The following is a 22,764-nucleotide window of genomic DNA, read 5'->3' on the forward strand; positions in this document are numbered from 1 at the left end:
AATGACGTTATAGGCAAACGCCCCAAAAAATCTCTGGCAAATTCTGTTCCACGTGTGGCGAGACTCAAGCTCGCATGTCCAACGCAGGGGCTATTAAAAGTGCCGTCTCCAGGTACGTCACGCACGATGTGCAGCGCGTGCCCCGGATCTCTACCGTCCGATCGTGTATTTCGAGGCACTCGTCCGTATTCGATGTTCCTGCCCGACTCATGACCGTCTCCGGAATGCGCCGTTGGATCAATCGTAGACATTCCAATGGTGGGAATGTCAAGACGTATTTGGATCCGTTTCCTGCCCGGTCGCTGCGGCGGCGTCAGCCGCGGCGCGCGTCGCAATGACCGCGACATCAAGCGGTCCTGGCTTTGCCACAACCAGGCGACAAAGTTGAATTCGCGCGAGGCGGTCATTCCTGACCAGCCCGGCGACAAAGACCCGAATACCGCATGCCGCCGCGCGACATGCGACGTCGCGCGATGTCGCGATCAGGTGTCGCTCCAGCCACCGGAGTCGTCATTGCTACCCACGTCGATGTCGCCGCCGCCGTCGCTCCAATCGTTCTCGCCCTGGCCGAAATCAGGCCCACTGCCATTACCGCCACGACGCCAGCTTTCGCCGCCGCCGGGTACATCGCGCTCGATTACCCGATCACGGCCAGAATTGAGCGCCTCGCCAAGCAGCATGCCGGTCAGCAGGCCGCCCAGGCCGCCGCCGAACCCGCCGCCTTGCTGCACAATGATCGGCTGTTGCTGTGACACCGGCGAGTCGGGCACTTGCGGCTGGCGGCCGAAGCGTTCGCTGGCTTCCCATGCATAAGCTGGCCCGGCCGTGCTGGCCGGCGTGGCTGCGTTCGGATCGGGACGCCCTTCCGCACGCGCCTTCAGGCCTGCCACTTGCCGTTCCAGGTCATCGAGCTGGTCCGGCAGAACAAGGTTCCTGCTGTTCGACAGCGTATCGACCCGTTCCCGCAATCGGGCTTCCGCACCTTCGACTTCTTTCTCCAGCGCCTCATGTCCAGGCACAGAGGAAAGACGGACGTCGAGCTTCAGCGAGCGCACCGCGTTCAACAGTTCAGTCGCGCGCTTGAGTTGCACACGACGATCGTCGTCGGCACGGGCATCGTCCCGTGAGCGGGCACGGCGCAACGTCCAGCGCAACACGAACGCGATCGCCGCGATCAGCAGTGCGAAGCCGATCCACAAGCCCATCCCTGGACCATGGTGCTGCGGCGCCTGCGGGATGAACGCGGTCTGTCGCTGCACGGCCGGCGTCGTCTGTCGCGCGACCGGATTGGACGTGAGGCCGGGCGTGATTGCCCCCGCGCGTTCCGCCATCCTGCGGATGCGTGCCTCGGTGCGAGCAAAGCGCGACGGATCGGTGAAATGTACCTGCGGGTCGAGCGTTCTGGCCTGCTGGATCTGTGTGAGCGCAGCCGCATAACGGCCTTCGCGATCGAGAACCTGACCGTACAGATAATGCGCGCGCGCATCGTCCGGATGCGCCTGCAGCACTTCGGTCAGCCCGGCGTCGGCCTGCTGCCAGTTGCCCTGCTGCATCGCGGTTTCGACCTGCTGTGCGGTCGGCACAGCGAACGCCGTGCCTGACATCAGTGCCAGCGAGACAAACGCCATTGCGAGGAATTTCTTCATGTTGCGGACCAGGCGGCTTGACGCCCGTCTCCATTAAAAATCGGTATCGGTCACGCGGCGCAGCGCCAGCAAATGTCCGCTGCGGCGCTGCGTGGCTCCCAGCCGGTCATAGGTTACTCAGCCGGCGTGTTCAACTGCTTCTTCAATGCTTCGAGCCGGTCTTCGACCGATGGTCCGCGATTCAGATCCGCGAGCTTGTCCTCAAGCGCCTTGCCGCTTTTCACGTCGGCGGAATTCAGGCGAGCATCGGAGCGCGCGTTCGACAGCGTGACCTTGTCCTCCAGCTTCTGGAAATCGCCTGTCAGATCCTTGCCGCCGAGGCCCCCTAGAATGATCGCCGCGACGTCCTTAGCCTGCGCGATTTCCTGCTTCGCCTGCAGGATGTTCGAGCGCGCATTCAGGTCGTTGCGGCGCTGGCGCATTTCGTCGATCTGGCTCTTCAGCTGACCGACTGACGGTTCGAGCGTCGCGAGTTCCTTCGCCAGCGCATCGCGCTCCGCTTCGGCCGATGTCTGGGCGCCAAGCGCTTCGCGGGCCAGTGCTTCGTTGCCGCCCTGTAGCGCGCGCTTCGCGCCGTCCTCGTATTTCTTCGCCCTGTCAGCCGCAGCGTCGTGCCTGCTTTGCTGTGTGGCGACCTGCGCCTGAATCTCGATCAGCGAGCGCTCGGCGCGGCCGATGCCGTCATCGAGTTCACGCACAATCTGGCGCGAATCGCGCGACGGGTCCTGCACGGAATCAGCCGCGTCGTTCAGGAGAACCTTGAGCGTGCGCGAAACGGTGTCAATAAGAGACATGGAATACCTCGATAGATTGAAATTGGCGCCGAAAGACGGGGATCGTCCAGATCCTGCATGTATCAATGGATGCAAGAAATGTTCGGCTGAATTCATCGTAGACATTCCAGTCATGGGAGGGTCAAGGAATATTCGCACTCCTTCGTTACCGCATCACCGCGACGGATCCGTTCCCTGTGCCCATCAAAAAATTCCCGCAATATGGAGCGGTCAATTTCCTGTGCGACGGCCCTCACCGATCAGCACTTGCCTGTCACACCGCTCTCATCACCAGAGGCAGCATCACTGTCGCCACGCCCACCGCGAAAAAGAAGCGAATCGCTACCAGCTTGCTGCGACTCAGGAAGGAACTGGAAAAGTACTCGGGAAGCATGCACGGAAGTGCAACACGGTGCGAACAACGCGATCACGCTGGCGATGAACGCAGCGATCACCGATCCGCACTAGAAAATGCTACTGCCCGTCTTCTTCTCCTTTGATCTATTCAGAATTGTCCGATCATTTGAACTGCAAACTAAAACAACGCGACCACCGGCATATGTCGCGCAACCCCGGTGTTGGGCGAACGCGCGCGTGCGCATTCGCCCAACCTGGCAGCTACCTGAAACTGCTACCTGGCGATACGCGATTACGGTTGCCGATCCTGAGATGTGACGCGTGCAGGCGCGTGTTGATCGTCGTTGCCGGAGTGCATGCCTTTCATCATGAAGAACATGGACAGCGGACACAACAGGAACAGCAGGTAGGGGGCGAAGGCCAGCATCGGCACCCGGAATTGCGGCAATGCCGCGTAGGTGAGCCCCAGGACAGCCACCAACGCGACGCCCGTGACAAGCATTGTTTTCGTGCATTTCATGATGTTGCTCCTTGATTAAAGTTCGGTTCGGTAATTGCCTGAATCAACAGGCGGTACGGTGTTATTTCGCGGGAGGGGTCTGAATCTTGTCGGAGTACTTGAGCATGATGTCGCCCATCGCCTTCATCATTTCCCCGTGCATCTGCATGTCGAGTTTTTCGTTTCCGGGAGGGAGGTGCCCCATCATCATTCCTTTTCCCATCATCCCGTCGCTCATCATTGAGCTTCCATGATCGGACATGCACGGTTGCGGCGAAGTGGCCGCCGTGCTCCATGTACTTGCGCTCAAAAGCGCAAGGGTCAGCGGCACAAAAGCTAAGCGTTTGGTGTTCATATCGATTCCTTTGTCGGTCCCGAAATTGGGAGTTGAGACCTGTCTATTCGAGTTCCTGAAGCGTCGTGCAAAATCTCTTGACGCAATCTGCCGGGGCAGATCATCGACGTGCTGGCGCGAAACCGTGCCTGCACGCTGATTCAGCGCACGTATGGTCTGATGCGTCAGTGCTGGCGGGGTGTTACAGAACTTGCGGGGGACGCTGCGGAAGGTCAGGAATGAACTGCGGAAACGCAGTGGCATCGACTGACGCGTAGACCGGTGTAGCGGATGCCGCGACGAGCGCGACCGGATGGGACGGTGTCGCCGCAGGTGTGCAGGCAAGGCTGCCGATGCTGTCGTGGCAATCGGCTTGATGCGTGGTCGATGCAGTGGTTGCCAGGTGGGCTGCGCGTGCTGAGGCAATCGTATGCGGAACTGTCGAATGCGGCGCCGTATGCGATCCGGTCATGGCCGATGAAACCTGCGGGCAAATCAATGCTTGCGTGGCGAACCCTGTCAAAGGCAGCCACGCAATCAAGAAGCACAGGAAGAATTTAACGGCGCGTTTCACGGGATGACGGGACCACTGGAAAATGCAGTTCAGTTAGAAATACGTTTATTCACAGATCTGGATCATGAGGCGATCGTCGCAGGGTGGGACACCTTGCTCCCTTTGTGATCAAAACTTTGCCGTACATTGGGTTCGCTCATTCCGTCCAATATAGGGCAACACGGTCGTTCGTCACCCACGCAATGCTGTGCGAGATGGGCGAGCGTGTCGCGCATCTCCATCAGTTCCGCAATGCGGGTGTTCAACTCATCGAGATGATGCGTAGCGACCACCTTCACTTCGGCGCTGGCGCGGCCTTGATCCTGCCATAACGACAGCAGTTCTCTAATCTGCTCGATGGGGAATCCCAAAATGCGGGCTTGCCGGATGAAGCTCAACACGTGGACGTCGTTGTTGCTATAGATCCGGTAACCACTATCTGACCGGTCAGCGGCTTCCACCAGACCGATGCTCTCGTAATAACGGATCATTTTGGCCGTGACGCCCGAAGCGCTCGCCGCTTGTCCAATGTTCATCTCACACCTCATACGTTAATCACAACAGTTCTACGAAGACTATGGCAGGGCGTGTCAGAGCGCTGCACTCCATGTTCCGGGCAGGAGCCACGACAAACCCACAGCACCCAATTCCGTTCGTTGACTTCCAGCCACGCCTTCACTCTGAACCCTCCGGTTGAGGGAGTGTCAAGATTTTCTTCGAGGCTCAGGCGTAAAAAAAATTTATCGGATCCTCTTGACTCTCCAATCGTGGGAGTGTCCACACTTCATTCCATGGTCAGAAAACGCACGGCGTAGTACTGCGACCCGAGCCCCACTTTTGGTGAGCGGTCCGAATGACAAAACCGGCGTCGATCGAGCAAGCCAACCAGTAAAGGCGAAAAACATGCGGCGCATAACGACAGCGAAGGTAGCGGCAGCACAGCCGGAGTGCCGGTCGAACGGCTCGACCGCGCATGCCGCAAGCGAGTTTGGGCAGGCAGCGTTGCTGCTCGCCGACGCGCAGTGCGTTTCGCACAACGTCCACCAATCGGTCTGACGCGATCATGCGCCGCGAAGCCAAACGTACGCTGACCGTTATCACGCTCCTCGTCGCGCTGTTTTTCAGCCAGCTGTGGGTGGCAGCGTACGCTTGCACAACGACGCAAGTGTTCCCCTCGACAGCGGCCACCGCAACGACCGCGGTCTTCAATGGCCATGGCGACATGCAGGATCACCACGTTGCCGCCGTCTGTCAGGCGCACTGCGATAACTCGGCGCAGCCTGATCACAGCCACCAACCCGCTCCGTCGCCGCTCGTCTGGATACCTTTGATCTGGGGTGCATCGACGATCCCTGCATTGGCGATTCAACCGCGCTCGCCAACCCGGCCCGAGCCCATTCTGCGTTCCGCCTCTCCCCCTCCTCGCATTCTGTTCCAGGTCTTTCGCATCTGATCTCTAGCGACTGACACCGGCCGTGCCTGGCGAAAGCTGGCGCTCGATCCGGCTCGTTCGCGAAATGGTTTTCCTGCTTGTCCCAACGTCTGCTCGCTGCGTGCGAGAGGCGAGTCTATCGCTGCCTCCCAGGCATCGAATAGTCGCGAATCTAGATCAAGCACAAACGTTTCGCACTTCTAGTAAATCTTAATTGAGTCGCCTGGCTCCGAGTAGTGGACAAGCCCGTCCATGCTTTGACGCTACGGTAATTTTTTCACCGATGCGGATCACTTGAAATACGCATTGCGATATTTCTCATCAAGGAAACAATCATGAAACGTCTCACCGTATTCAAACACTCTATCTTCGCAACCCTGCTCCTGTCCACGGCCCTCACGGCCTTCGCAAACGGCGGTGGCTCTGCCGCACCGAGGGACTACCCAATCCAAAATGCGTACTCGATCGCTGCTCAACACTCGGCAGCGACGACTTCGGTTGCACCCGACCTTCCCAAGAGCGTAACGGGTTCGACCGCCGCGCAGGAGACGCCCGCAGCAGGCCTCAGCACGTTCTCCGGTAAAACACGGGCGCAAGTGCGTGAGGAATTAGTGGAAGCGCAGCGCATGGGCCTTGTGCCATCGAGCAAGACCGACTACCCGCCCAGCGCCGCGACCATCGCACGCAATCAGGCGCGATTCCAGCAGGTTGAGCCGTTTTGGCGCGCGCATGGAGACATTCCCATGTCGGTGCAATAGGCGAGTGACGCCGATCCAATCGAGCGAGCCATTGCTGCTTGCCGTCAGGCTTCATTGGATGAAGCCGCGCAGCCGCCGTCGAGTCACTAATCACCGAAATTGAACGCATATTTGCGCTCGCAAATTTTTTACTTTCAAGGAGTCACACATGAAACGCATCACTTTGCTTAAGCAATCGGTCTTCGCAACCTTGCTGCTTTCCGCAACCTTTACGGCATTCGCGGCGGCTGGCGGATCTAATGGATTGGGGCGTAATCCAAACATCTACGCACCCTCGCTGACGAGTTCAACATCCCACTCGCAGCAAACTGTACTGGCAAATAACGCTGATTCTGAATCCGTTGTCCGCGGAACTAACGCAGATGGTCATCTCAACGTAGACGGCAGCGCGGGCTTTACGAAAACGCGTGCACAGGTCCGCGCGGAGTTATTGGAGGCCGAACGCGCCGGCACGGTCCCCATTCATAGGAATGACTACCCACCCAGCGCCGAAACCATCGCTCACAACCGGGCTCGGTTCCAACAGGTTGAGCGTGGCTGGCGCACTGGCGATCAGACCACGGCAAGCGCACAGTAAGTTCGCCGTGAAGCTGTTGAGCAGCGGTGACTCGACGTCGAACCCTTGCGGTCTACCAATCACCGCATGACGCGGACAAATCTCGATCGCCTTTCATCGCTGCTCCTTTTCAACCTATTTATCAGCGCCGCCGACGCGCACGCGCTCGAGGCGAACCCTGTACTTAAAGGAATCAATCATGTCACGTCGCACTCTTTTGAAGCAATCCGTCTTAGCAACCCTGCTGCTGTCTGCGGCGGCAGCGGCATTCGCCGGTGGCGGGGGCGGTTCGAACGGCTTCGGGCGTAATCAATTCCGGTACCCTAGTTCGGCTTCCGGTCCGCGAACGGTCGCCCGGATCGCGCCTTCCCCCTCTACCGCAAGTACCGACCCGAAACCGTCCCCTACCAATGCCGGCTGGGCACCGGCGACCAACGGAAACACGGGCCTTGGCAAGACACGGGCTCAGGTACGGGCCGAGTTGTTGCAGGCGGAAGAAGCGGGCGTGATCCCGACACTTAACGCCGAATATCCGCCCAGTGCGGACACCATCGCTCGCAACAGAGCACATTTCCAGAAGACGCAACAGGCGCGCGTCGGATGGACTCTGGCACCCTCCGCAAGTCCTCTAACTCCGTTTATCCGGTTCGCCGCTTCTGCGCGGTGATGTCGTCCTGATTCAGGACACGAGTCTGTGTGTGCGTTCGTACGTCCATACGGGAATCGACCATTCGAGGTACACATGCATTTCCCACATTTCACGTCGGCCGTCCGGCGTGGGCCACTGCGTTGCTTGGCATTGGCAGCACTCTTCGTGTTTGCGAGTGGCGCGGCGCACGCTGAAGACAAAGGCATGACACTCGACGAGGCGCTTCAAATAGCGACCAGCAACTCTTCCTCGATCCAGGCCACGCAAGCCCTGATCCGGGGAAACTCTGACGTAGTCGTCAAAGCCGGACAACTACCTAATCCTACGCTGAAGCTGAGCGTCGAAGACCTACCGGTCAACGGGTCGCAAGCCTTCACTATCGGGCAGGACAATTTCACGATGCGCGGCATCGGCATCGAGCAGGAGTGGGTGTCTGAGGACAAACGCCGATTACGCACGGCATTGGCTAATCGCACCGTAGACCTTGATAGATCGACGTACCTGGGAAAGGTGGCCGAAGTTCGTCAGCAAACGGCCATGGCGTGGCTCAATGCCCTATATGCAAAAAAGGCGGTCACCCTGAACCAGGCTCTGGTGGACCATCTGGGCCAGGAACTCACGGCAAAACAGGCGTCATATCGCGGTGCAAAAGGAGCTGCGGTGGATGTAGCTCAGGCTAGCCTGACCCTCGGCAATGCCCGTGACGAACTGATCAATGCGCAGCAGAACGAGAAGACCGCATTGATTGTCTTGTCGCGCTGGACGGCGGCAGGCAACGTACTTGAGGTCGCCGGCGACCCACCGGCGCTCGAGTCGCAAGTGTCCGGTTTAAGCGCGGATCAACTCAATCAGGTCCAGCCCACATTGATCGCGGCCCGTTCAGCCATCTCTCTGGCCGATGCCGACACCGACGTCACCCGAAGCAATAGAAGCCCGAATTGGACCTGGGGGCTGACCTATTTCAAGCGAGGAGGAAATTTCTCGGACTACGTGTCGTTCGGCGTCTCCATCCCCTTGCCCATCAACCGTAGGAATGTCGAAGATCGCGACGTTGAGCAAAAGTCGGAAATGGGCACGCAAGCACGGCTCACGTATGAAGACACCGAGCGGCAGGTTGTGGCCGATATCCAAAGCCTGACGGTAAAGCTCACCGGCGGCCGGGACCGTTTAACCAACGTGAAGCAAACCGTTCTTCCCGCTGCTGAACAGAAAGCGGAGCTCGCCGATGCCGCCTATCGATCCGGTGCCGGCACGCTCGCCGACGCATTGGACGCAAGGCACACGCAGCTCGAAGCGAACCTTCAGGTGCTGAACCTTGAACGCGAGGTTCACCTGATTTGGGCTCAATTGGAATATCAGGTTTTGCCGCCTGACTTGACCGCCAGACAATAAGGATAACGAACATGAACCAAAAACCACTCGTACGCACCGTCGCAGCGGTGTTTGCCGCAGCCGTGCTGTTAGGTGCCGGCTATATCGTTGGCACCCGTCATTCCGCAACGGATGCGCCCATGGCGTCAGCCGCGGCCGCGACCCCATCCGAACCCGGAGACAAGGTCGACCCAAAGACCGGCCGCAAGGTCCTGTATTGGCATGACCCGATGACGCCGAACCAGCACTTCGATAAGCCCGGGAAATCTCCCTTCATGAACATGGAGCTGCAGCCCGTCTTTGCGGACGAAGGCGGCTCCAGCGGAATCCGGGTCGACTCAGGGCTTCAACAGAATCTCGGCATCCGATACGCCACGGTGCGCCGGCAGGGCACAGCTGAAGGTTTCGACGCGGTCGGCACCACGCAGTTCGATGAATCGACGGCCGACGTCGTCCAGTCGCGCGTGACGGGCTACATCGACCATCTGTACGCCAGCGCGCCGATGCAACGGGTGGCCAAGGGCGCGCCGATCGCGTCGCTGTTTGTTCCGGACTGGCTGGCGCCGCAGGAAGAATATCTGGCGCTCAAACGTGGCGGCATGGATGACGCCCTGCTTGAAGCGGCCCGCGCTCGCATGCGAGCGATGTCGATTCCGGAAGGGTTCATCGCGAGCCTGGACCGGAGCGGCAAAGCGCAGACGCACGTGACACTGTTCGCTCAGGAAGCGGGCGTGCTGACCGAGCTAAACGTCCGCGATGGCGCCATGGTGGTGCCGGGGCAAACGCTCGCCAAGGTTGCAGGCCTGTCGAAGCTGTGGCTGATCGTGGAAATACCTGAATCGCTCGCCTTGCAGGTGCAGCCGGGCATGGTGGTCGATGCGGCTTTCGCCGGCGACCCGTCGCAGCACTTCAGTGGCCATATCCGTGAAATTCTGCCCGGCATCAGCACGGATAGCCGCACGTTGCAGGCGCGCCTCGAAATCGACAATGCCGGGCAGAAGCTGACGCCTGGAATGCTGATGCGCGCCCGGATCAGCGGGGCGAAGCCGGTGTCGCGCCTGCTCGTGCCGTCTGAAGCCGTGATCACGACCGGAAAACGGACGATCGTCATCGTCAGGAACAACGACGGCCGGATGCAGCCTGTCGTGGTCACAGTCGGCAACGACGCGGGCGACAACACCGAAGTGACGAGCGGCCTGACCGAGGGCCAGCAGGTCGTAGCCTCCGGCCAGTTCCTGATCGACTCGGAAGCGAGCCTGAAATCGATATTGCCGAAACTCGAAGGAAGTGCCGCGCCCGGAGCGTCGGCACCAGCGTCAGCTTCGGCTTCTGCTTCCGCGCCTGCTGCCGCGCAAACCTACGAGACGACCGGCAAGGTTGAAAAAATCACTTCCAGTGACATCACGTTCTCGCATCAACCCGTGCCGGCGTTGGGATGGGGTGCGATGACCATGACGTTCGGCAAGCCCTCTCCTGCGGCCTTTCCAGAAATCAAGACCGGAGAGTCCGTGCATTTCGTCTTCAGGCAGTCGGATGACGGATATCAGTTGACGAAGGTCGAACCGGTTGGAGGTATGAAATGATTGCGCGCATTATTCGCTGGTCGATCTACAACCGGTTTCTCGTACTGCTTGCGACCGTGCTCGTCGCGGCCTGGGGCTTTTATTCGCTGACCCAGACGCCGCTCGATGCCCTCCCGGATCTGTCGGACACGCAGGTCATCATCAAGGCCTCGTATCCCGGCAAGGCGCCCCAGGTCATCGAAGACCAGGTGACGTATCCGCTTACAACCACACTGCTCGGGGTTCCAGGGGCAACAACCATTCGCGCCTACTCGTCGTTCGGGGATGCCTTCGTCTACGTTCTGTTCGACGACAAGACCGACCCGTATTGGGCTCGTTCGCGCGTGCTCGAATATCTGAACCAGGTGCAGAGCCGTTTGCCGCCGGGGGCGACCGTGTCGCTCGGCCCTGACGCAACGGGGGTCGGTTGGGTCTATGAATATGCATTAGTCGACCGCACCGGCAAACACGATCTCGGGCAACTCCGGGCCTTGAACGATTGGTTTCTGAAGTTCGAGCTAAAGGCGGTCCCCAATGTCTCGGAAGTCGCGTCCATCGGCGGCATGGTGCGCCAATACCAGGTCGTCATCGATCCAGACAAACTGCGCGCCTACGGCATCACCCAAGCGAGCGTTGCGGACGCCATTGGCAAAGCCAACCAGGAGTCCGGGGGATCAGTCGTCGAACTGGCCGAGTCCGAGTACATGGTACGGTCCTCGGGTTATCTGCGTTCGCTCGACGACTTCCGCAATATCGTTCTGCGCACCAACGCTACAGGAACGCCGGTGTTGCTCGGCGATGTCGCCCGCATTCAAGTCGGACCGGAGATGCGCCGAGGCATTGCCGAGCTGAACGGCGAAGGTGAAGTCGCCGGGGGGGTCATCGTGTTGCGCTCGGGCAAGAACGCGCTGACGACCATCGAAGCGGTCAAGGCGAAGTTCGACAACCTAAAGAAATCGCTGCCGCCGGGTGTCGAGGTCGTGACGACGTACGACCGCTCGCAGCTCATCGAGCGTGCGGTGGACAACCTCAAGGACAAGCTCATCGAGGAGTTCATCATCGTCGGGCTAGTCTGCGCGGTGTTCCTGTTCCACCTGCGCAGCGCGCTCGTCGCGATACTTTCGCTGCCGCTCGGGGTGCTGACCGCGTTCATCGTGATGCGCTATCAGGGCGTCAACGCAAACCTGATGTCGTTGGGCGGTATTGCGATTGCCATCGGTGCGATGATCGATGCCGCCATCGTGATGATCGAGAATGCCCACAAACATCTGGAAGCGTACGACCATAAACACCCTGATACACCGATCACTAATACCCAGCGATGGGACCTGATCGCGCAGTCCGCGTCCGAGGTCGGGCCGGCCCTGTTCTTCTCGCTACTCATCATCACGCTGTCGTTCATCCCGGTCTTTTCGCTCGAAGGTCAGGAAGGCAAGCTGTTTGCGCCACTGGCATTCACCAAGACCTACACGATCGCGGCCGCCGCTGGGTTGTCCGTGACGCTTGTGCCGGTGCTGATGGGCTATCTCATCCGAGGCCGGATTCCGCATGAGAACGCCAATCCGATCAACCGTGTGCTGATTCGGCTGTACCGCCCGTTGCTCGAAGCGACGTTGCGTCGGCCGTGGGTGGCGATTGGGTTGGCAGTCGTCGCGCTCGGGGTCACGATGATTCCCGTGTCGCGGCTCGGTGGCGAATTCATGCCGCCGCTCGACGAGGGCGACCTGCTCTACATGCCGACCGCGCTGCCCGGCGTCTCGGCAGACAAGGCCGCCGAACTGTTGCAGCAAACGGACCGGCTCATCAAGACCGTTCCTGAGGTGAAAACCGTGTTCGGCAAGTCGGGACGGGCCGACACCGCGACGGACCCGGCGCCGTTCGAGATGTTCGAGACCACCATCCAGTTCAAGCCACGCAGCGAATGGCGCCCTGGCATGACACCCGAGAAGCTGGTGGATGAACTCGATGCGCGAGTCAAGATTCCGGGCCTGTCGAATGTCTGGGTGCCGCCGATTCGCAATCGCCTGGACATGTTGTCGACCGGCATCAAGACGCCCGTGGGGGTGAAGATATCAGGCGCAGACCTTGGGCAGATCGACAAGATCGCCACGCAGGTCGAGTCCGTCGTGAAGAACGTCCCAGGTGTCACGTCGGCGCTGGCGGAACGCCTGAACGGTGGCCACTACATCGACGTCGACATCGATCGGTTGGCGGCGGCCCGCTATGGCATGTCAGTGGTCGACATCCAGTCCATCGTGTCATCGGCGGTCGGCGGAGATAACGTCGGTGAAGTCATTGCGGGTCGCGAGCGATTCCCGATCAATGTCCGGTATCCACGGGAGATCCGAGACTCAGTCGACAATCTGCGTCAGTTGCCGGTCGTGACCGACCGGGGCGCGCAGATCACACTGGGCGACGTGGCCAGTATCAGAATCTCCGATGGCCCACCGATGATCCGCAGCGAGAACGCAAGGTTGTCGGGCTACGTCTACGTCGACATTCGCAACACGGACTTGCAATCGGCCGTGAAGGCGATGCAGACGGCGGTGGCGCAGAACGTCGTACTGCCGCCGGGTTATTCAATCGCATGGTCTGGCCAGTTCGAGTATCTGGAGCGGGCGGCCGCCAAATTGCGAACGGTGATTCCAGTGACGCTTGTCGTCATTTTCGTGCTGCTCTTCCTGACGTTCAACTCGGCGGGCGACGCACTATTGCTGATGTCGACGGTGCCCTTTGCCCTGGTCGGCGGCTTCTGGCTGATCTGGATCCTCGGGCACGCGGTGTCCGTTGCCACTGCGGTGGGGTTTATCGCGTTGTCGGGCGTGGCGGCCGAGTTCGGTGTCGTGATGCTTTTGTACCTGAAAGGCTCGCTCAACGAGCGACTCGCTAGAGGCGAACCCTTTACCGAAGCGACGCTTGTCGATGCCATCCGCGAAGGCGCCGTTCTGCGCGTGCGGCCCAAGGCGATGACGGTGGCAGTCGTGCTCGCGGGCCTCATCCCCATCATGCTGGGTCATGGTTCCGGCTCCGAAGTGATGCAGCGCATCGCCGCGCCGATGGTGGGCGGCATGGTCACCGCGCCTCTGCTTTCGATGTTCATCATTCCGGCCGCCTGGCTGCTGCTACAACGCCGGCGTATCGCACGCAGCAAAAATCTCGCCGAACAAACGGTTCGATCTCACGCAGTACCTACTGGCACGCTTGTGCCGCAACCCCACTCTGGAGAAGAGCAATGAAGAAGTTGGTGAATTTGGGCGCTGTGTTCTTTACCACCGTTACGCTCGCTAGCACGGCGCTGGCAGCGGACAACAACATGGCCGGCATGAAGATGGATGGCGATGCCATGAGCGCCATGGCACCGCACACCTCAGCGCTTACCGACGCAGTCGTCAAGAAAGTCGACACGTCGACCGGCATGGTGACGCTTCAGCATGGCGCGCTGAAGAATATCGGCATGTCGGCAATGACGATGGCTTACAAGGCGAAGGATGCGTCGATGGTGAAACAGGCGAAGGAAGGCGAGAAGGTCAAGGTCCGCGTTGAAAACGTTGACGGCACGCTGACCATCGTGACACTGATGAAGCGATAACGATTGGCGTCACGCGGGGATGCGTATCCACGGTGCGGTGAATGACGCATCCCCGCAACCTGTCTTGTATTTTTTTAATAGATCTAAAGATTTTTGCTTGACTCTCCTAACGCTGGAAGCTTGATACTTAATTTAACGAACTGAGGATTGTTTCCCCACCATGCATCGGCAAGCTAAACGTACCCTTGTTGTGTTGATCGCGATCATTGCATTGATCGCTGGTCAGCTCTGGGTGACCGCCTATGCCTGCTCGAATGCCAGCAACGTCGGCACATCGAGCGTCGCCGCTACGCCGGTTTCGGTGAACGTGCATGGTGACTCGCACGATCAACTCACGGGCAACCTCTGTCAGGCCCACTGCGACAACACCGGCCAGACAGACCATGCGCCTCAATCCACGCCGTCATCGGCAGTCTGGCTGCCGATGATCTGGGGACACCCGGGCGTCCAGACGTGTGCCGTGCAATTGCATGTGCCCGGCGATGCCGGGCCGCCTTTGAGCGCGGCGTCTCCGCCTGCTCGCGTTCTCTTCCAGGTTTTCCGCATCTAGCACGCAATCGATGTCTGACGTGCCGCTGAAAAGCCGGTACTGGAAACACTCGTCCACGCTTTGCGGAATGCGTACCCAACCGTCATTAAAGGAGCGCCCCATGCCACGCGATTCCTGAAAACGCACACTGCTTCGAACCCTGACCGTTACAAAAAAACGCAGTACCGAATTTTCTACTTTCTACCTTCTACTTTTTAAACTGGATGAACAAAATGAATACGCAAACTGTCAAGAAACTTGCCGCTCTCCTCATCACACTGGGCGCCGCCGTCTCCGTCCCGCCGGTCTTTGCGCAGACCGCGCAGGCCGCACCGCAATCCTTGAGCAGGCAGGACACTGCGCCCGCGACGGGAAAGACGCGGGCTCAGGTGTATGCCGAACTGATCCAGGCGGAGGAAGCGGGGCTGATTCCCGCAGGAGGCCATAACTATCCGCCCAGTGCCGCGACGATCGCGCGCAATCGCATCGACTTCGCGCTGGCGGAGCAGTCATGGAAGAAGCAGGGCGAAGCTGCGCCGCAAACCCCGCAGGTCACGCTGCAACGGGGGGGCGTGCTGAACACTGTCTCCACGGCGGGAAAGACGCGGGGCTGGATTATAAGGAAAGCGAAAAAACTCTGAGCGCGGACATTGCTATCCGGATGCTCGGTCTTTATCACATGAAACGCCCCCCAAGGCGGTGAGCGCAGCTGAAACGAGAAAGAGGTTGTGATTACAGCTGGTTTGTCCCGGGTCCCGGCGAGAGAAGCATTTGTCTCGTCGGCGACCGGAAGCGATTTTTAGTGCCGCGGCGAGTCGCGGTCCCATCGTGCCAGGAAGGCCGTGGATCATTGAAACAACGATGAACGCACGTTTAATCGAGCCACGCGCAGGTCCGGACTGAGCCTGACCAGAACACGACGAATACCGCAACAAAGCCCGAGGGGAATCCATGGTCGGGGTATCAGGCGTTCTGCTTATCTTCATTTCGGGAAGAGCGGCTCCAACGAGCCTTGATATTGCAATGACTTGAAGTGCTGCATTGAACTCGTCCCGTCCATAACCGGGCAACCGTGACCAGGCTCAGCGTTGGTACGGAAAGCTCAGGTGTGGTCGAGACGACCGCGAAATTTTTCTGACTTGCACGGTGTGCCATGAATATAGGACAGGCAGCAAACGCCTCTGGTGTCTCGACAAAAATGATCCGCTACTACGAAAGTATCGGTCTGATACAGGTCGCTGGACGCAAGGAGGGCGGGTACCGGATTTATGGTCCGAATGACGTTCGTCTATTGCGGTTCATCCACCAGGCACGCGCACTGAGATTTTCCATCGAACAGATCCGCATCCTTCTTGCCATCTGGCAGGATCCACAGCACGCGGGCTCTGGGGTCATGGCGATCGTAGAGGAGCATATCGCCGCACTTGACACCCAGATTGACGAACTCGCCGAAACGCGGGATAAGCTTCTGCATCTCGTGGATCGTTGCACGGGCAATCAACGATCATCGTGCCTCATCCTAGAGGAAATCAGTCGGGGAGACGTACAGACAACGGAGAGCCAGACGCCCCGGGAGTCCGGGAAAGCCGCGTCGCAGTCCATTGACTGACGGGTACAGGTGGGCCTGCCGGTGTATTGAACGTTCCTCAAAACCAGGATCGTGAGGTGGGCGATCAGGTCACTGCCGTGCCTCCTGATCGCCTGACTGCCTTTGGCAGGTGCCACTACCAGAACACCGCTTCGCTTCGACGGGCCATGCACAGCATCTTCGTCGCGCACATTCCGCACGATCCAGTGGTACCCGGTGCCCTTGCGAAACATGTCGACGGCCCGCTCGCGATGCGGCCCTATCCCTTCAGCCGCGACAGCACCCGCATGATCATACGTTGCCGACACGCCCGCGCGTAGCGCCCTGGCGATTCCCGATGTGACGTGCCCGCCTGACATGGCAATGTCATCTCCCATCTTCGCGCCGCGAGACCGATAGACACCTGTTTGTGTGCGAAGGAACCCGCTATTGCCTATGCTGTCGATTGTCGCGACAAACAGCACAGAGTCCCGGGCGGGCGCGGCTGTGCGATGCAGGTTTTGGACTGTACCCTCATCACGGAAATTCTCGTTCCGGAAGGGTTACCGCTCTGGATACGTCCTCTTCCGGAAAGGCGTCAACTTAATGCGCCTTCGCGTCGGATGCCGGATGAGCCATAGCCGTCGTGTCGTGTTTCTTCATCTTGTCGTTCTGCTTGCCCATGGAATCATGGGACATCGAATTTTTAGACATCGTGTCGTGTGACATCGGATTGTGCCGATGGCGCTCCAGCCCTCGACGCAGATATGTCGTGTGATCTGCTCCGCATGCGGCAACCCGAGCGGACTTCCCAATTGTCGCGCACCAATCGTCGTAATATTTAAGCTGCTCTGCGATAGGCAATGCAAGCGATTCTACTGGCGGAACCCGCCGATCTTCCGGGACACGCTCGATAGATTTCCGAAGATGCGTAGCTAGTCGATCCTGAAGTGCCGCTGCATATTGAATCGGAAGCGCCACCAATCGCAATGCCTTAACAAGGTCAAGGCCGAACTTTCCCGTCTCCTTCAACGCTGGCGATAGCGTATCCTCGTAAGCTGCCTTGAGGACTTCAGGCGGAATGGTTTTTATCAAGTCTAGATCATCCATCTGTGTGTCCCTGTTGTTGGTTCCCGTGTTTTCCGTTCTTAATCCATTAAGCGGTCATGCCAACCGGCCAGATGCCACTCGGGAAACCGTCTGCGCATTTCTTCGAATGCTCCGTTGACGACTTCGCCGGTCGGACCTGCAGATTCATCGAGCAATACCAGACTGATTTGATCACGCGGACGCAGCGTTTCCCATGTCACGCTATCGATCAGCTCACCATCAGCACGGCGGACGTTGCGAAGTTCCAAATCTGCTGACGGCGGTATCCAAACTTTACCTTGCCATTGATGCATCGTTGAACCTCTTTTCCAGCCCGTCTAACGTCGAGGCGGCGCCTACAACGCACGGAACGGTTATGCGTGAGCCAGCCACCGCAATACCTCTATCAGGTCCCCGATAATCCTTTGTTCCGGCTGAACACCCGCAGAAAGATCGTCGAAGGAAATTCCTGATTGACCGTCTGTGAAGCCAATTTTCCGAGCAAAAGCACGTGCAGGCATCCCAGCCATGCAGGTTGTTTTCTTGGCAATGCGAACATTCTTCCCTTTCTCAAGCGGGCCGTAAACGATCCAGGCATGCTTGTCGGCGCTCTCTTTCACACGACCACCAGCTTGCTTGACCTTATCAAGAAAGTCCCTAACTCGCACTTCACTCACTGCCCGCACGATTCTTGAGCAGCGTCTCTCAATCCAGTCCTCAATGCCGGCGACCAATTCCTCCGAACTCAATCTGCGATCACCATCAGGGAGACTTCCACGTGCGACGCTGGTGACCAAGTTGAAAAATTCCTGATCTGTTGCGGTGACACGCATATTATTCAGGTCCAGAAAACGGATCATCGAGACGAGCGCTGTACGTTTGTTTCCATTGTGAAAGGCGTGGTTTTGCACCAGCGAGTGAAAAGAGCAGCAGCCTTTCCATCAACTGTTCGATATTTCTCAGTCGAGCCCAACGCTGTTCGCGGTCTGTTCGCCGCCGATTCAACTAGACCTTCATCGCGCGGCCCAGACGGAGAAATCGGGTCGCCGTCATTCGCGAAAACGACAACCAGCACATCATGAATGTAAAGGATGTCGATGGCCGACAGATAATTGATCATGTGAGAAGCATCCTTTGCCAACTATCGGTCAACGTGCAAGCCGAAGCTCACACCAGATCCTTTTCCGTTCAATTGAACACACTGCAAAATGGGACAAGGTCCGGGGTGGTGATCGAGGCGCTTCCCTGCACCAATAACGGCATGTCTACACGGCGCATCCGGATAAAACTTGCCTCATGCTCGGTAGTGGGGAAAAACGCTCCGCCAGGTTCGTTGTGCATAAAGAAGTCGCCAAACTTCGCGTCACAATAATCGCAGTGGTTCATGAAGTAGCTGCTCTCAGCCATCTTGCTAAAATCCACTCGATAGTTTGGACAATTTTCCGCGAGGAAGCGCCGCACTCTGCCGTTGACTAACGTTAGATTTCCGATGAAAGTTCCGGAGTCTGCAATTGACCATGCCACTTGTTCCGCATCCTCGACGTCGTCAGCTTCGTCCTCATCAAGCGAGTGCCTGGCAAGGTACCCGCCCTTTGACGCAAGACAAACCACGGATGTAGCGCGGCCGCATTTCCAACAGCGCTGCTGATTCGACGCCAAGAAGAAATAGGGAGCCACATACTCCGGCATCCACTCTACGAGCGCATTGACGTCGCTTTCATCAGTCGCAAACCAGCCGCCAGGCTCGTCCAACCAAACCGCTCGACCAGCAGCAGCAGCGGCCCCTTCATTCTTCGAAAGCAGCAGCGGCGTACGCTCGAACGTTAAAGATGCGACGTCGCCTTGTTGTAAGCGCCCGAAGAGGCCCGTCGCAAGCAGCTGAATTAAATCCGGATTCGTCGCCATTTCGTCATGTCTTTTGATTGAATCTCCATAGTTCTCGTTGATTTCCTTACGCCGGCCCGGCCGGCTTTTGCCTTGACTCAGACAGCGTCCGCAGCGGCGTCGATCTCTCGGTCCGCACGTTCAATGCTGCTTTGGCTGGGCCGCGCGCCCATTCCACCTCTGATGACAGCCAACCTATGCTCCAGCACCAGTAACTGCATTGTTTTTGTGCTCATATCGGTTTCAACTTGAAGGCGTTCGTATTCGGTTTGAAGTTCGGCAAACTGATTGGCAAGCTTGGTGCATTCCTTCTGGTGGGGATCGCATTTAAGCCGGTTGTGAAGTCCGGTTAGTAGTGCCCCTACGACTGCTATCCAGCCGGCGGTCTGAGGTTGGAGCAGCTCAGCCTTTGTAATGATAGAAAGCCCTGCCACGAGAGACATTACACCGCCAACTCCGACGAGCAAGAAATTCGCTGGCGTTAGCGTCTTAAGCCAGATTTCATATGCTCGGCGTTCCCGTTTGCATAAAACGATCCTTTCAGCGATTCGAGCGTCTTGAGTGTCCATTTTGAAACCGTCCTTGTCATCATGCTTGAACCGTTCGATACCGCTGGTCTTTTCCTTTACATACCGAAGTCGGGCGACGAAGGCGTCGCAGCATCCGACTCGGGGCCGTTTTGCTGCTCGATCCGAGTCGCGAGAAAATATTCAAGCACCGGGAGGTGCGTCTTCACCGTGTCCCAGACAATTTCGAAATCCGTGTCGAAGTAACCATGCGCCATCCGGTTTCGCATGCCAATCATCTTGTGCCACGGTACTGCGGGATTGACATTGGCTTTTACAAAATCCGGGTGCTCGTCACGAATCTGCGTAGCCGTTTCACCAATGATGACGATGTTCATCAGCACGGCCTGCTGGATCATTCAGCTGGCAAAGAATTAATTCAGTTTTGTCGATTCCAGCGAGATACTGCTGCGCAAGACGCGATGCTTCGAGCATATGTTCGAGATAGTCCTGCAGGCGCAACTGACGCTGCTTCGCGTTCATACAGGCACCGCCTCGGCCAACACATCCGCCCGGAATTTCACTGAAATATCGCGAGGCGTCAGCAGATCGACGCGTACTCCGAGCAGTTCCTGCAACTCGTACTGAATGCCGCCCAGATCGAACAGCGTCGCGCCTGGCAGCGCATCGACCAGAATGTCAATATCGCTACCGTCTTTGTCCTCACCACGGACGACCGAACCAAAGACTCGCGGATTCGTCGCCATGTTGGCTTCGACAATCCGGCGAATCTCTGCGCGATGCGCGTCAAGGGCCATAGAAGGTCTCATGGAAATCTCCCAATTCAAGATTCATCATAATAGGCACATGTGCCTATTCAAGCAACTACCTTTTTGAGCTTTTTCAGGCGCCGCTCCAGCGCCTCGATCGCCCAGTCTGGACAGGGGCGCGCACTGGGCGTCTCCGGCGAAGCGATCCACGAACGCACCGTACGCGCGGAGCATGGCCGCTGTGTCTGCTCAGCAATCAGGCCCGCGCTCTCGACCTGCGTAACACTGGAATCGGCGAGCAACGCGAGGAATCTTTCTCTGTTGGTCATAGACATACTAATTCTGCGATTGATAGTAGGCACACTTGCCTATCATAGCACCGCTGAAAACCGCGAGGATACCCCTGCTAACGGCGAACTTCGGCGTTCTCTTGAGCGGCTGATCAGGCTCAGATCACTCGCTTATGTTTTAATGGTTCGGACGAGTCTTTGAGGTGGTGAATTGGTTCAAATGACCTCAGAAAATGCTCGCGATGCGTCGGCATCCGACACGTCGATATACCGGCTTGCTTGGTCAATATCCTCATGTCCCAACAGGAATTGAACCTGTTCGATGGATGCGCCATTTGCTAGCGCCTTGGTAGCGAAGATGCGCCGGCCGCTGTGGCTAGTTCCGTTCGTGCCTGCCGCGCGGTACAAACCCGTGACATATGCCTGTAGCGAGTCAGCGGCCCAATAGTCGGTCCACTTGCCCTGCGCGTCTTCCCGGCGCTTCAAACTCAGTGCGTAAGGGTAGCCTTTCCGGCTGAGGATGAGCGGTAGATGCCGATTTAGCCCGTGATATTCGGTGCGACCGAAAGCAGTTCCGATATCGCGCTCGCCACGAAAAGCCACGTATCGGTGCAGGGCAGCGATGAGTTTGGGCGACGATGGAAAAATACAACGTTGCCTGCATCCCTTCGTGATCGCGGCACGTAGTGAGATTTCTCGCCGTAGCTCGCCGCTCGAGAAATAGAAGTCTGCAACCGTGACTTGCGCTATTTCGGAGATTCGCATAGCGCACGACAAGCCTAGCAACAGGATTACCGCGTCGCGCTCAGGATACCGGCTGGTCGCCTCTGTGACTCGAAGGAGATGCCGAACTTCGCTCGGCGAAAGCGCGTGGGCGCGTTTTATGGGCTTACGGGACACATGCTGGCCTCTGAACGGGTTCGATTTCGATCTTGTTCAGAGAGAGAAACCAAAAGGCTCTTTTTCAAGCGTAACGCTCCGTCGGCCAAGCGGACCTCGAAAAGTATCGATGGGTAGTCGAACGTACTCATGCTTGGTTCCATAATTTCCATCGTCTTCGAGTGCACTACGAGCGACTTGCCAAGATCCATGAAGCCTTCCTGAAGTTCACCGCTTGCCTCATCTGCTGGAGCACCCTTAAGCGATCTATTCAGCCTTTTTGAAACCGCCTCTTAGTTATACCCTAAGGCACAGTACGTATCTTCCGCATTGTGGCGGTCGCGAATCTGGGGAGAATGAGGCAGATCGTTTTCCCGGAAAATATCGATGACCTCTCCTGCCGCCGCGCGTGTCGCTGTCATTGCCCTGACCTTCCTGATCGCCGGCATCGTAAAAGGCGTCACGGGCATGGGCTTGCCGACCGTAGCAATGGGTGTGCTCGGAACGCTCATGCTGCCGGCCCAGGCTGCGTCGCTGCTGATCCTGCCGTCGTTCATCACCAACGTCTGGCAGCTTCTTGCAGGCCCGGGTGTGGTCGCGCTTGTCAGGCGCTTCTGGCCGATGATGGCGGGCATCGCGATCGGCACGGTGGCCGCGGCGTCGTTCATTGCGGGTAGCGGCGGAGTCTGGGCCGTCGCGGGGCTCGGGGCCGCGCTGACGCTCTATGCGGCCTCCGGGTTGCTGTCCTGGCGCTTCTTCGTGTCGCCACGGCATGAGCGGCGGCTGTCTCCGGTCATCGGCCTCGCGACCGGTCTGGTGACGGGAGGAACAGGCGTTTTTGTCGTGCCCGCGGTTCCTTATCTTCAGGCGCTTAATCTGAAAAAAGAAGATCTGGTCCAGGCGCTCGGACTATCATTTACCGTATCCACGGTGGCGCTGGCCATCGGGCTCGCACGAGAAAGCGCATTCGCGATCGACGACATCGCCGGCTCGCTGCTCGCTGTCGTCCCTGCGCTGCTCGGAATGTGGCTCGGTCAACGCATACGTGGCCGCATCAGCCCGGCGACCTTCCGCCGATGGTTCTTCATCTGCATGCTGGCGCTCGGACTTCAGTTGCTGTTACGGCGTTTTATTTAAACGTTGCGCCTGAGGCGTTCCACCGGTTTCAAAC

At 58.3% G+C, this 22,764-nt stretch carries 30 protein-coding genes and 1 pseudogene; 14 read left to right on the forward strand and 17 right to left on the reverse strand.

Annotated elements, in window-relative coordinates; genetic code table 11:
• Nucleotides 1-482: 482 nt before the first annotated feature.
• From EOS_RS41070 to cueR, 6 genes are all read right to left on the reverse strand, one after another.
• Nucleotides 483-1,646 carry a tetratricopeptide repeat protein gene (locus EOS_RS41070; protein WP_047897966.1) on the reverse strand — a complete coding sequence of 388 codons (1,164 nt, stop codon included), beginning with the start codon at nt 1,644-1,646 and terminating at the stop codon, nt 483-485.
• A gap of 113 nt (nt 1,647-1,759) precedes the next feature.
• Nucleotides 1,760-2,440 carry a PspA/IM30 family protein gene (locus EOS_RS41075; protein WP_047897967.1) on the reverse strand — a complete coding sequence of 227 codons (681 nt, stop codon included), beginning with the start codon at nt 2,438-2,440 and terminating at the stop codon, nt 1,760-1,762.
• A 628-nt stretch (nt 2,441-3,068) separates the two neighbouring features.
• Entirely contained in the window at nt 3,069-3,296 is a 228-nt protein-coding gene (locus EOS_RS41080; protein WP_047897968.1) for a DUF2933 domain-containing protein, read from the reverse strand.
• A gap of 61 nt (nt 3,297-3,357) precedes the next feature.
• On the reverse strand, nt 3,358-3,630 hold the full coding sequence (locus EOS_RS41085; RefSeq protein ID WP_047897969.1) for a hypothetical protein: 273 nt from the start codon (nt 3,628-3,630) through the stop codon (nt 3,358-3,360).
• Nucleotides 3,631-3,811: 181 nt separating this feature from the next.
• Nucleotides 3,812-4,183: a hypothetical protein gene (locus tag EOS_RS41090; protein ID WP_047897970.1), complete on the reverse strand. Its 372-nt coding sequence runs from the start codon at nt 4,181-4,183 to the stop codon at nt 3,812-3,814.
• Nucleotides 4,184-4,245: 62 nt separating this feature from the next.
• A complete protein-coding gene (cueR, locus tag EOS_RS41095; RefSeq protein ID WP_047897971.1) occupies nt 4,246-4,698 on the reverse strand; it encodes a Cu(I)-responsive transcriptional regulator in 453 nt (150 codons plus the stop codon).
• Nucleotides 4,699-5,065: 367 nt separating this feature from the next.
• On the opposite strand from cueR, the gene EOS_RS47360 reads away from it, so the two are divergent.
• The 12 genes from EOS_RS47360 (at nt 5,066) to EOS_RS41150 (ending at nt 16,217) form a co-directional block, all read left to right on the forward strand.
• Nucleotides 5,066-5,218, forward strand: a complete 153-nt coding sequence (locus tag EOS_RS47360; RefSeq protein ID WP_160312580.1) for a hypothetical protein — start codon at nt 5,066-5,068, stop codon at nt 5,216-5,218.
• A gap of 7 nt (nt 5,219-5,225) precedes the next feature.
• Nucleotides 5,226-5,615 (forward strand): hypothetical protein, encoded by a 390-nt coding sequence (locus tag EOS_RS41100; protein WP_047897972.1) that lies wholly within the window; start codon nt 5,226-5,228, stop codon nt 5,613-5,615.
• Between the two features lie 314 nt (nt 5,616-5,929).
• Complete coding sequence (locus EOS_RS41105; protein WP_063779142.1) at nt 5,930-6,352, forward strand: DUF4148 domain-containing protein; 423 nt, start codon at nt 5,930-5,932, stop codon at nt 6,350-6,352.
• Nucleotides 6,353-6,500: 148 nt separating this feature from the next.
• Complete coding sequence (locus EOS_RS49485; RefSeq protein ID WP_053064244.1) at nt 6,501-6,929, forward strand: DUF4148 domain-containing protein; 429 nt, start codon at nt 6,501-6,503, stop codon at nt 6,927-6,929.
• A 178-nt stretch (nt 6,930-7,107) separates the two neighbouring features.
• Nucleotides 7,108-7,575: a DUF4148 domain-containing protein gene (locus tag EOS_RS45360; RefSeq protein WP_075645491.1), complete on the forward strand. Its 468-nt coding sequence runs from the start codon at nt 7,108-7,110 to the stop codon at nt 7,573-7,575.
• A gap of 75 nt (nt 7,576-7,650) precedes the next feature.
• Entirely contained in the window at nt 7,651-8,949 is a 1,299-nt protein-coding gene (locus EOS_RS41120) for a TolC family protein (protein WP_047897974.1), read from the forward strand.
• 11 nt (nt 8,950-8,960) lie between these two features.
• Complete coding sequence (locus EOS_RS41125) at nt 8,961-10,511, forward strand: efflux RND transporter periplasmic adaptor subunit (RefSeq protein WP_047897975.1); 1,551 nt, start codon at nt 8,961-8,963, stop codon at nt 10,509-10,511.
• Nucleotides 10,508-13,726, forward strand: a complete 3,219-nt coding sequence (locus EOS_RS41130; protein ID WP_047897976.1) for an efflux RND transporter permease subunit — start codon at nt 10,508-10,510, stop codon at nt 13,724-13,726. Before EOS_RS41125 ends, EOS_RS41130 begins: the two co-directional genes overlap by 4 nt.
• Nucleotides 13,723-14,079, forward strand: a complete 357-nt coding sequence (locus tag EOS_RS41135) for a copper-binding protein (RefSeq protein WP_047897977.1) — start codon at nt 13,723-13,725, stop codon at nt 14,077-14,079. The genes EOS_RS41130 and EOS_RS41135 overlap by 4 nt, the downstream gene beginning before the upstream one ends.
• Nucleotides 14,080-14,239: 160 nt before the next feature.
• Complete coding sequence (locus EOS_RS41140; protein WP_047897978.1) at nt 14,240-14,629, forward strand: hypothetical protein; 390 nt, start codon at nt 14,240-14,242, stop codon at nt 14,627-14,629.
• Nucleotides 14,630-14,841: 212 nt separating this feature from the next.
• The gene (locus tag EOS_RS43880) at nt 14,842-15,249 is read left to right on the forward strand and encodes a DUF4148 domain-containing protein (protein ID WP_087882072.1); all 408 of its coding nucleotides are present in this window, start codon (nt 14,842-14,844) and stop codon (nt 15,247-15,249) included.
• Nucleotides 15,250-15,761: 512 nt separating this feature from the next.
• Complete coding sequence (locus EOS_RS41150) at nt 15,762-16,217, forward strand: MerR family transcriptional regulator (protein ID WP_047897979.1); 456 nt, start codon at nt 15,762-15,764, stop codon at nt 16,215-16,217.
• A 561-nt stretch (nt 16,218-16,778) separates the two neighbouring features.
• Here EOS_RS41150 and EOS_RS47685 read toward each other — a convergent pair.
• The 11 genes from EOS_RS47685 to EOS_RS41200 all read right to left on the reverse strand — a co-directional run bounded on the left by EOS_RS47685 (nt 16,779) and on the right by EOS_RS41200 (nt 21,614).
• Complete coding sequence (locus tag EOS_RS47685; protein ID WP_053064246.1) at nt 16,779-17,285, reverse strand: hypothetical protein; 507 nt, start codon at nt 17,283-17,285, stop codon at nt 16,779-16,781.
• 38 nt (nt 17,286-17,323) lie between these two features.
• On the reverse strand, nt 17,324-17,578 hold the full coding sequence (locus EOS_RS41165; RefSeq protein ID WP_047897981.1) for a hypothetical protein: 255 nt from the start codon (nt 17,576-17,578) through the stop codon (nt 17,324-17,326).
• A 60-nt stretch (nt 17,579-17,638) separates the two neighbouring features.
• Nucleotides 17,639-18,175, reverse strand: coding sequence for a type II toxin-antitoxin system death-on-curing family toxin (locus tag EOS_RS41170; protein ID WP_075645492.1), 537 nt, complete (start codon nt 18,173-18,175; stop codon nt 17,639-17,641).
• Entirely contained in the window at nt 18,121-18,384 is a 264-nt protein-coding gene (locus EOS_RS46790; protein WP_152693268.1) for a hypothetical protein, read from the reverse strand. Before EOS_RS46790 ends, EOS_RS41170 begins: the two co-directional genes overlap by 55 nt.
• A 68-nt stretch (nt 18,385-18,452) precedes the next feature.
• Nucleotides 18,453-19,169 (reverse strand): hypothetical protein, encoded by a 717-nt coding sequence (locus EOS_RS43890; protein WP_053064247.1) that lies wholly within the window; start codon nt 19,167-19,169, stop codon nt 18,453-18,455.
• A gap of 77 nt (nt 19,170-19,246) precedes the next feature.
• Nucleotides 19,247-19,717, reverse strand: coding sequence for a hypothetical protein (locus tag EOS_RS41180; protein WP_047897983.1), 471 nt, complete (start codon nt 19,715-19,717; stop codon nt 19,247-19,249).
• A gap of 56 nt (nt 19,718-19,773) precedes the next feature.
• A complete protein-coding gene (locus EOS_RS41185) occupies nt 19,774-20,052 on the reverse strand; it encodes a HepT-like ribonuclease domain-containing protein (RefSeq protein WP_235443130.1) in 279 nt (92 codons plus the stop codon).
• Nucleotides 20,030-20,197 carry a ribonuclease HepT family protein gene (locus EOS_RS48630; RefSeq protein ID WP_160312582.1) on the reverse strand — a complete coding sequence of 56 codons (168 nt, stop codon included), beginning with the start codon at nt 20,195-20,197 and terminating at the stop codon, nt 20,030-20,032. The genes EOS_RS41185 and EOS_RS48630 overlap by 23 nt, the downstream gene beginning before the upstream one ends.
• The gene (locus EOS_RS41190) at nt 20,194-20,484 is read right to left on the reverse strand and encodes a nucleotidyltransferase family protein (RefSeq protein ID WP_047897984.1); all 291 of its coding nucleotides are present in this window, start codon (nt 20,482-20,484) and stop codon (nt 20,194-20,196) included. The genes EOS_RS48630 and EOS_RS41190 overlap by 4 nt, the downstream gene beginning before the upstream one ends.
• Before the next feature lie 47 nt (nt 20,485-20,531).
• Entirely contained in the window at nt 20,532-20,759 is a 228-nt protein-coding gene (locus tag EOS_RS41195) for a hypothetical protein (RefSeq protein ID WP_200908762.1), read from the reverse strand.
• A gap of 171 nt (nt 20,760-20,930) precedes the next feature.
• Nucleotides 20,931-21,614 carry a tyrosine-type recombinase/integrase gene (locus EOS_RS41200; RefSeq protein WP_235443131.1) on the reverse strand — a complete coding sequence of 228 codons (684 nt, stop codon included), beginning with the start codon at nt 21,612-21,614 and terminating at the stop codon, nt 20,931-20,933.
• Nucleotides 21,615-21,709: 95 nt separating this feature from the next.
• Here EOS_RS41200 and EOS_RS46795 point away from each other — a divergent pair.
• Nucleotides 21,710-21,877 (forward strand): annotated as a pseudogene (locus tag EOS_RS46795) (transposase); the annotation flags it as partial.
• A 103-nt stretch (nt 21,878-21,980) separates the two neighbouring features.
• A complete protein-coding gene (locus EOS_RS41210; RefSeq protein WP_047897986.1) occupies nt 21,981-22,730 on the forward strand; it encodes a sulfite exporter TauE/SafE family protein in 750 nt (249 codons plus the stop codon).
• The last annotated feature ends 34 nt before the right edge of the window (nt 22,731-22,764 follow it).

It is taken from the genome of Caballeronia mineralivorans PML1(12) (assembly GCF_001028175.1).
GTDB classification, from domain to species: Bacteria; Pseudomonadota; Gammaproteobacteria; order Burkholderiales; family Burkholderiaceae; genus Caballeronia; species Caballeronia mineralivorans.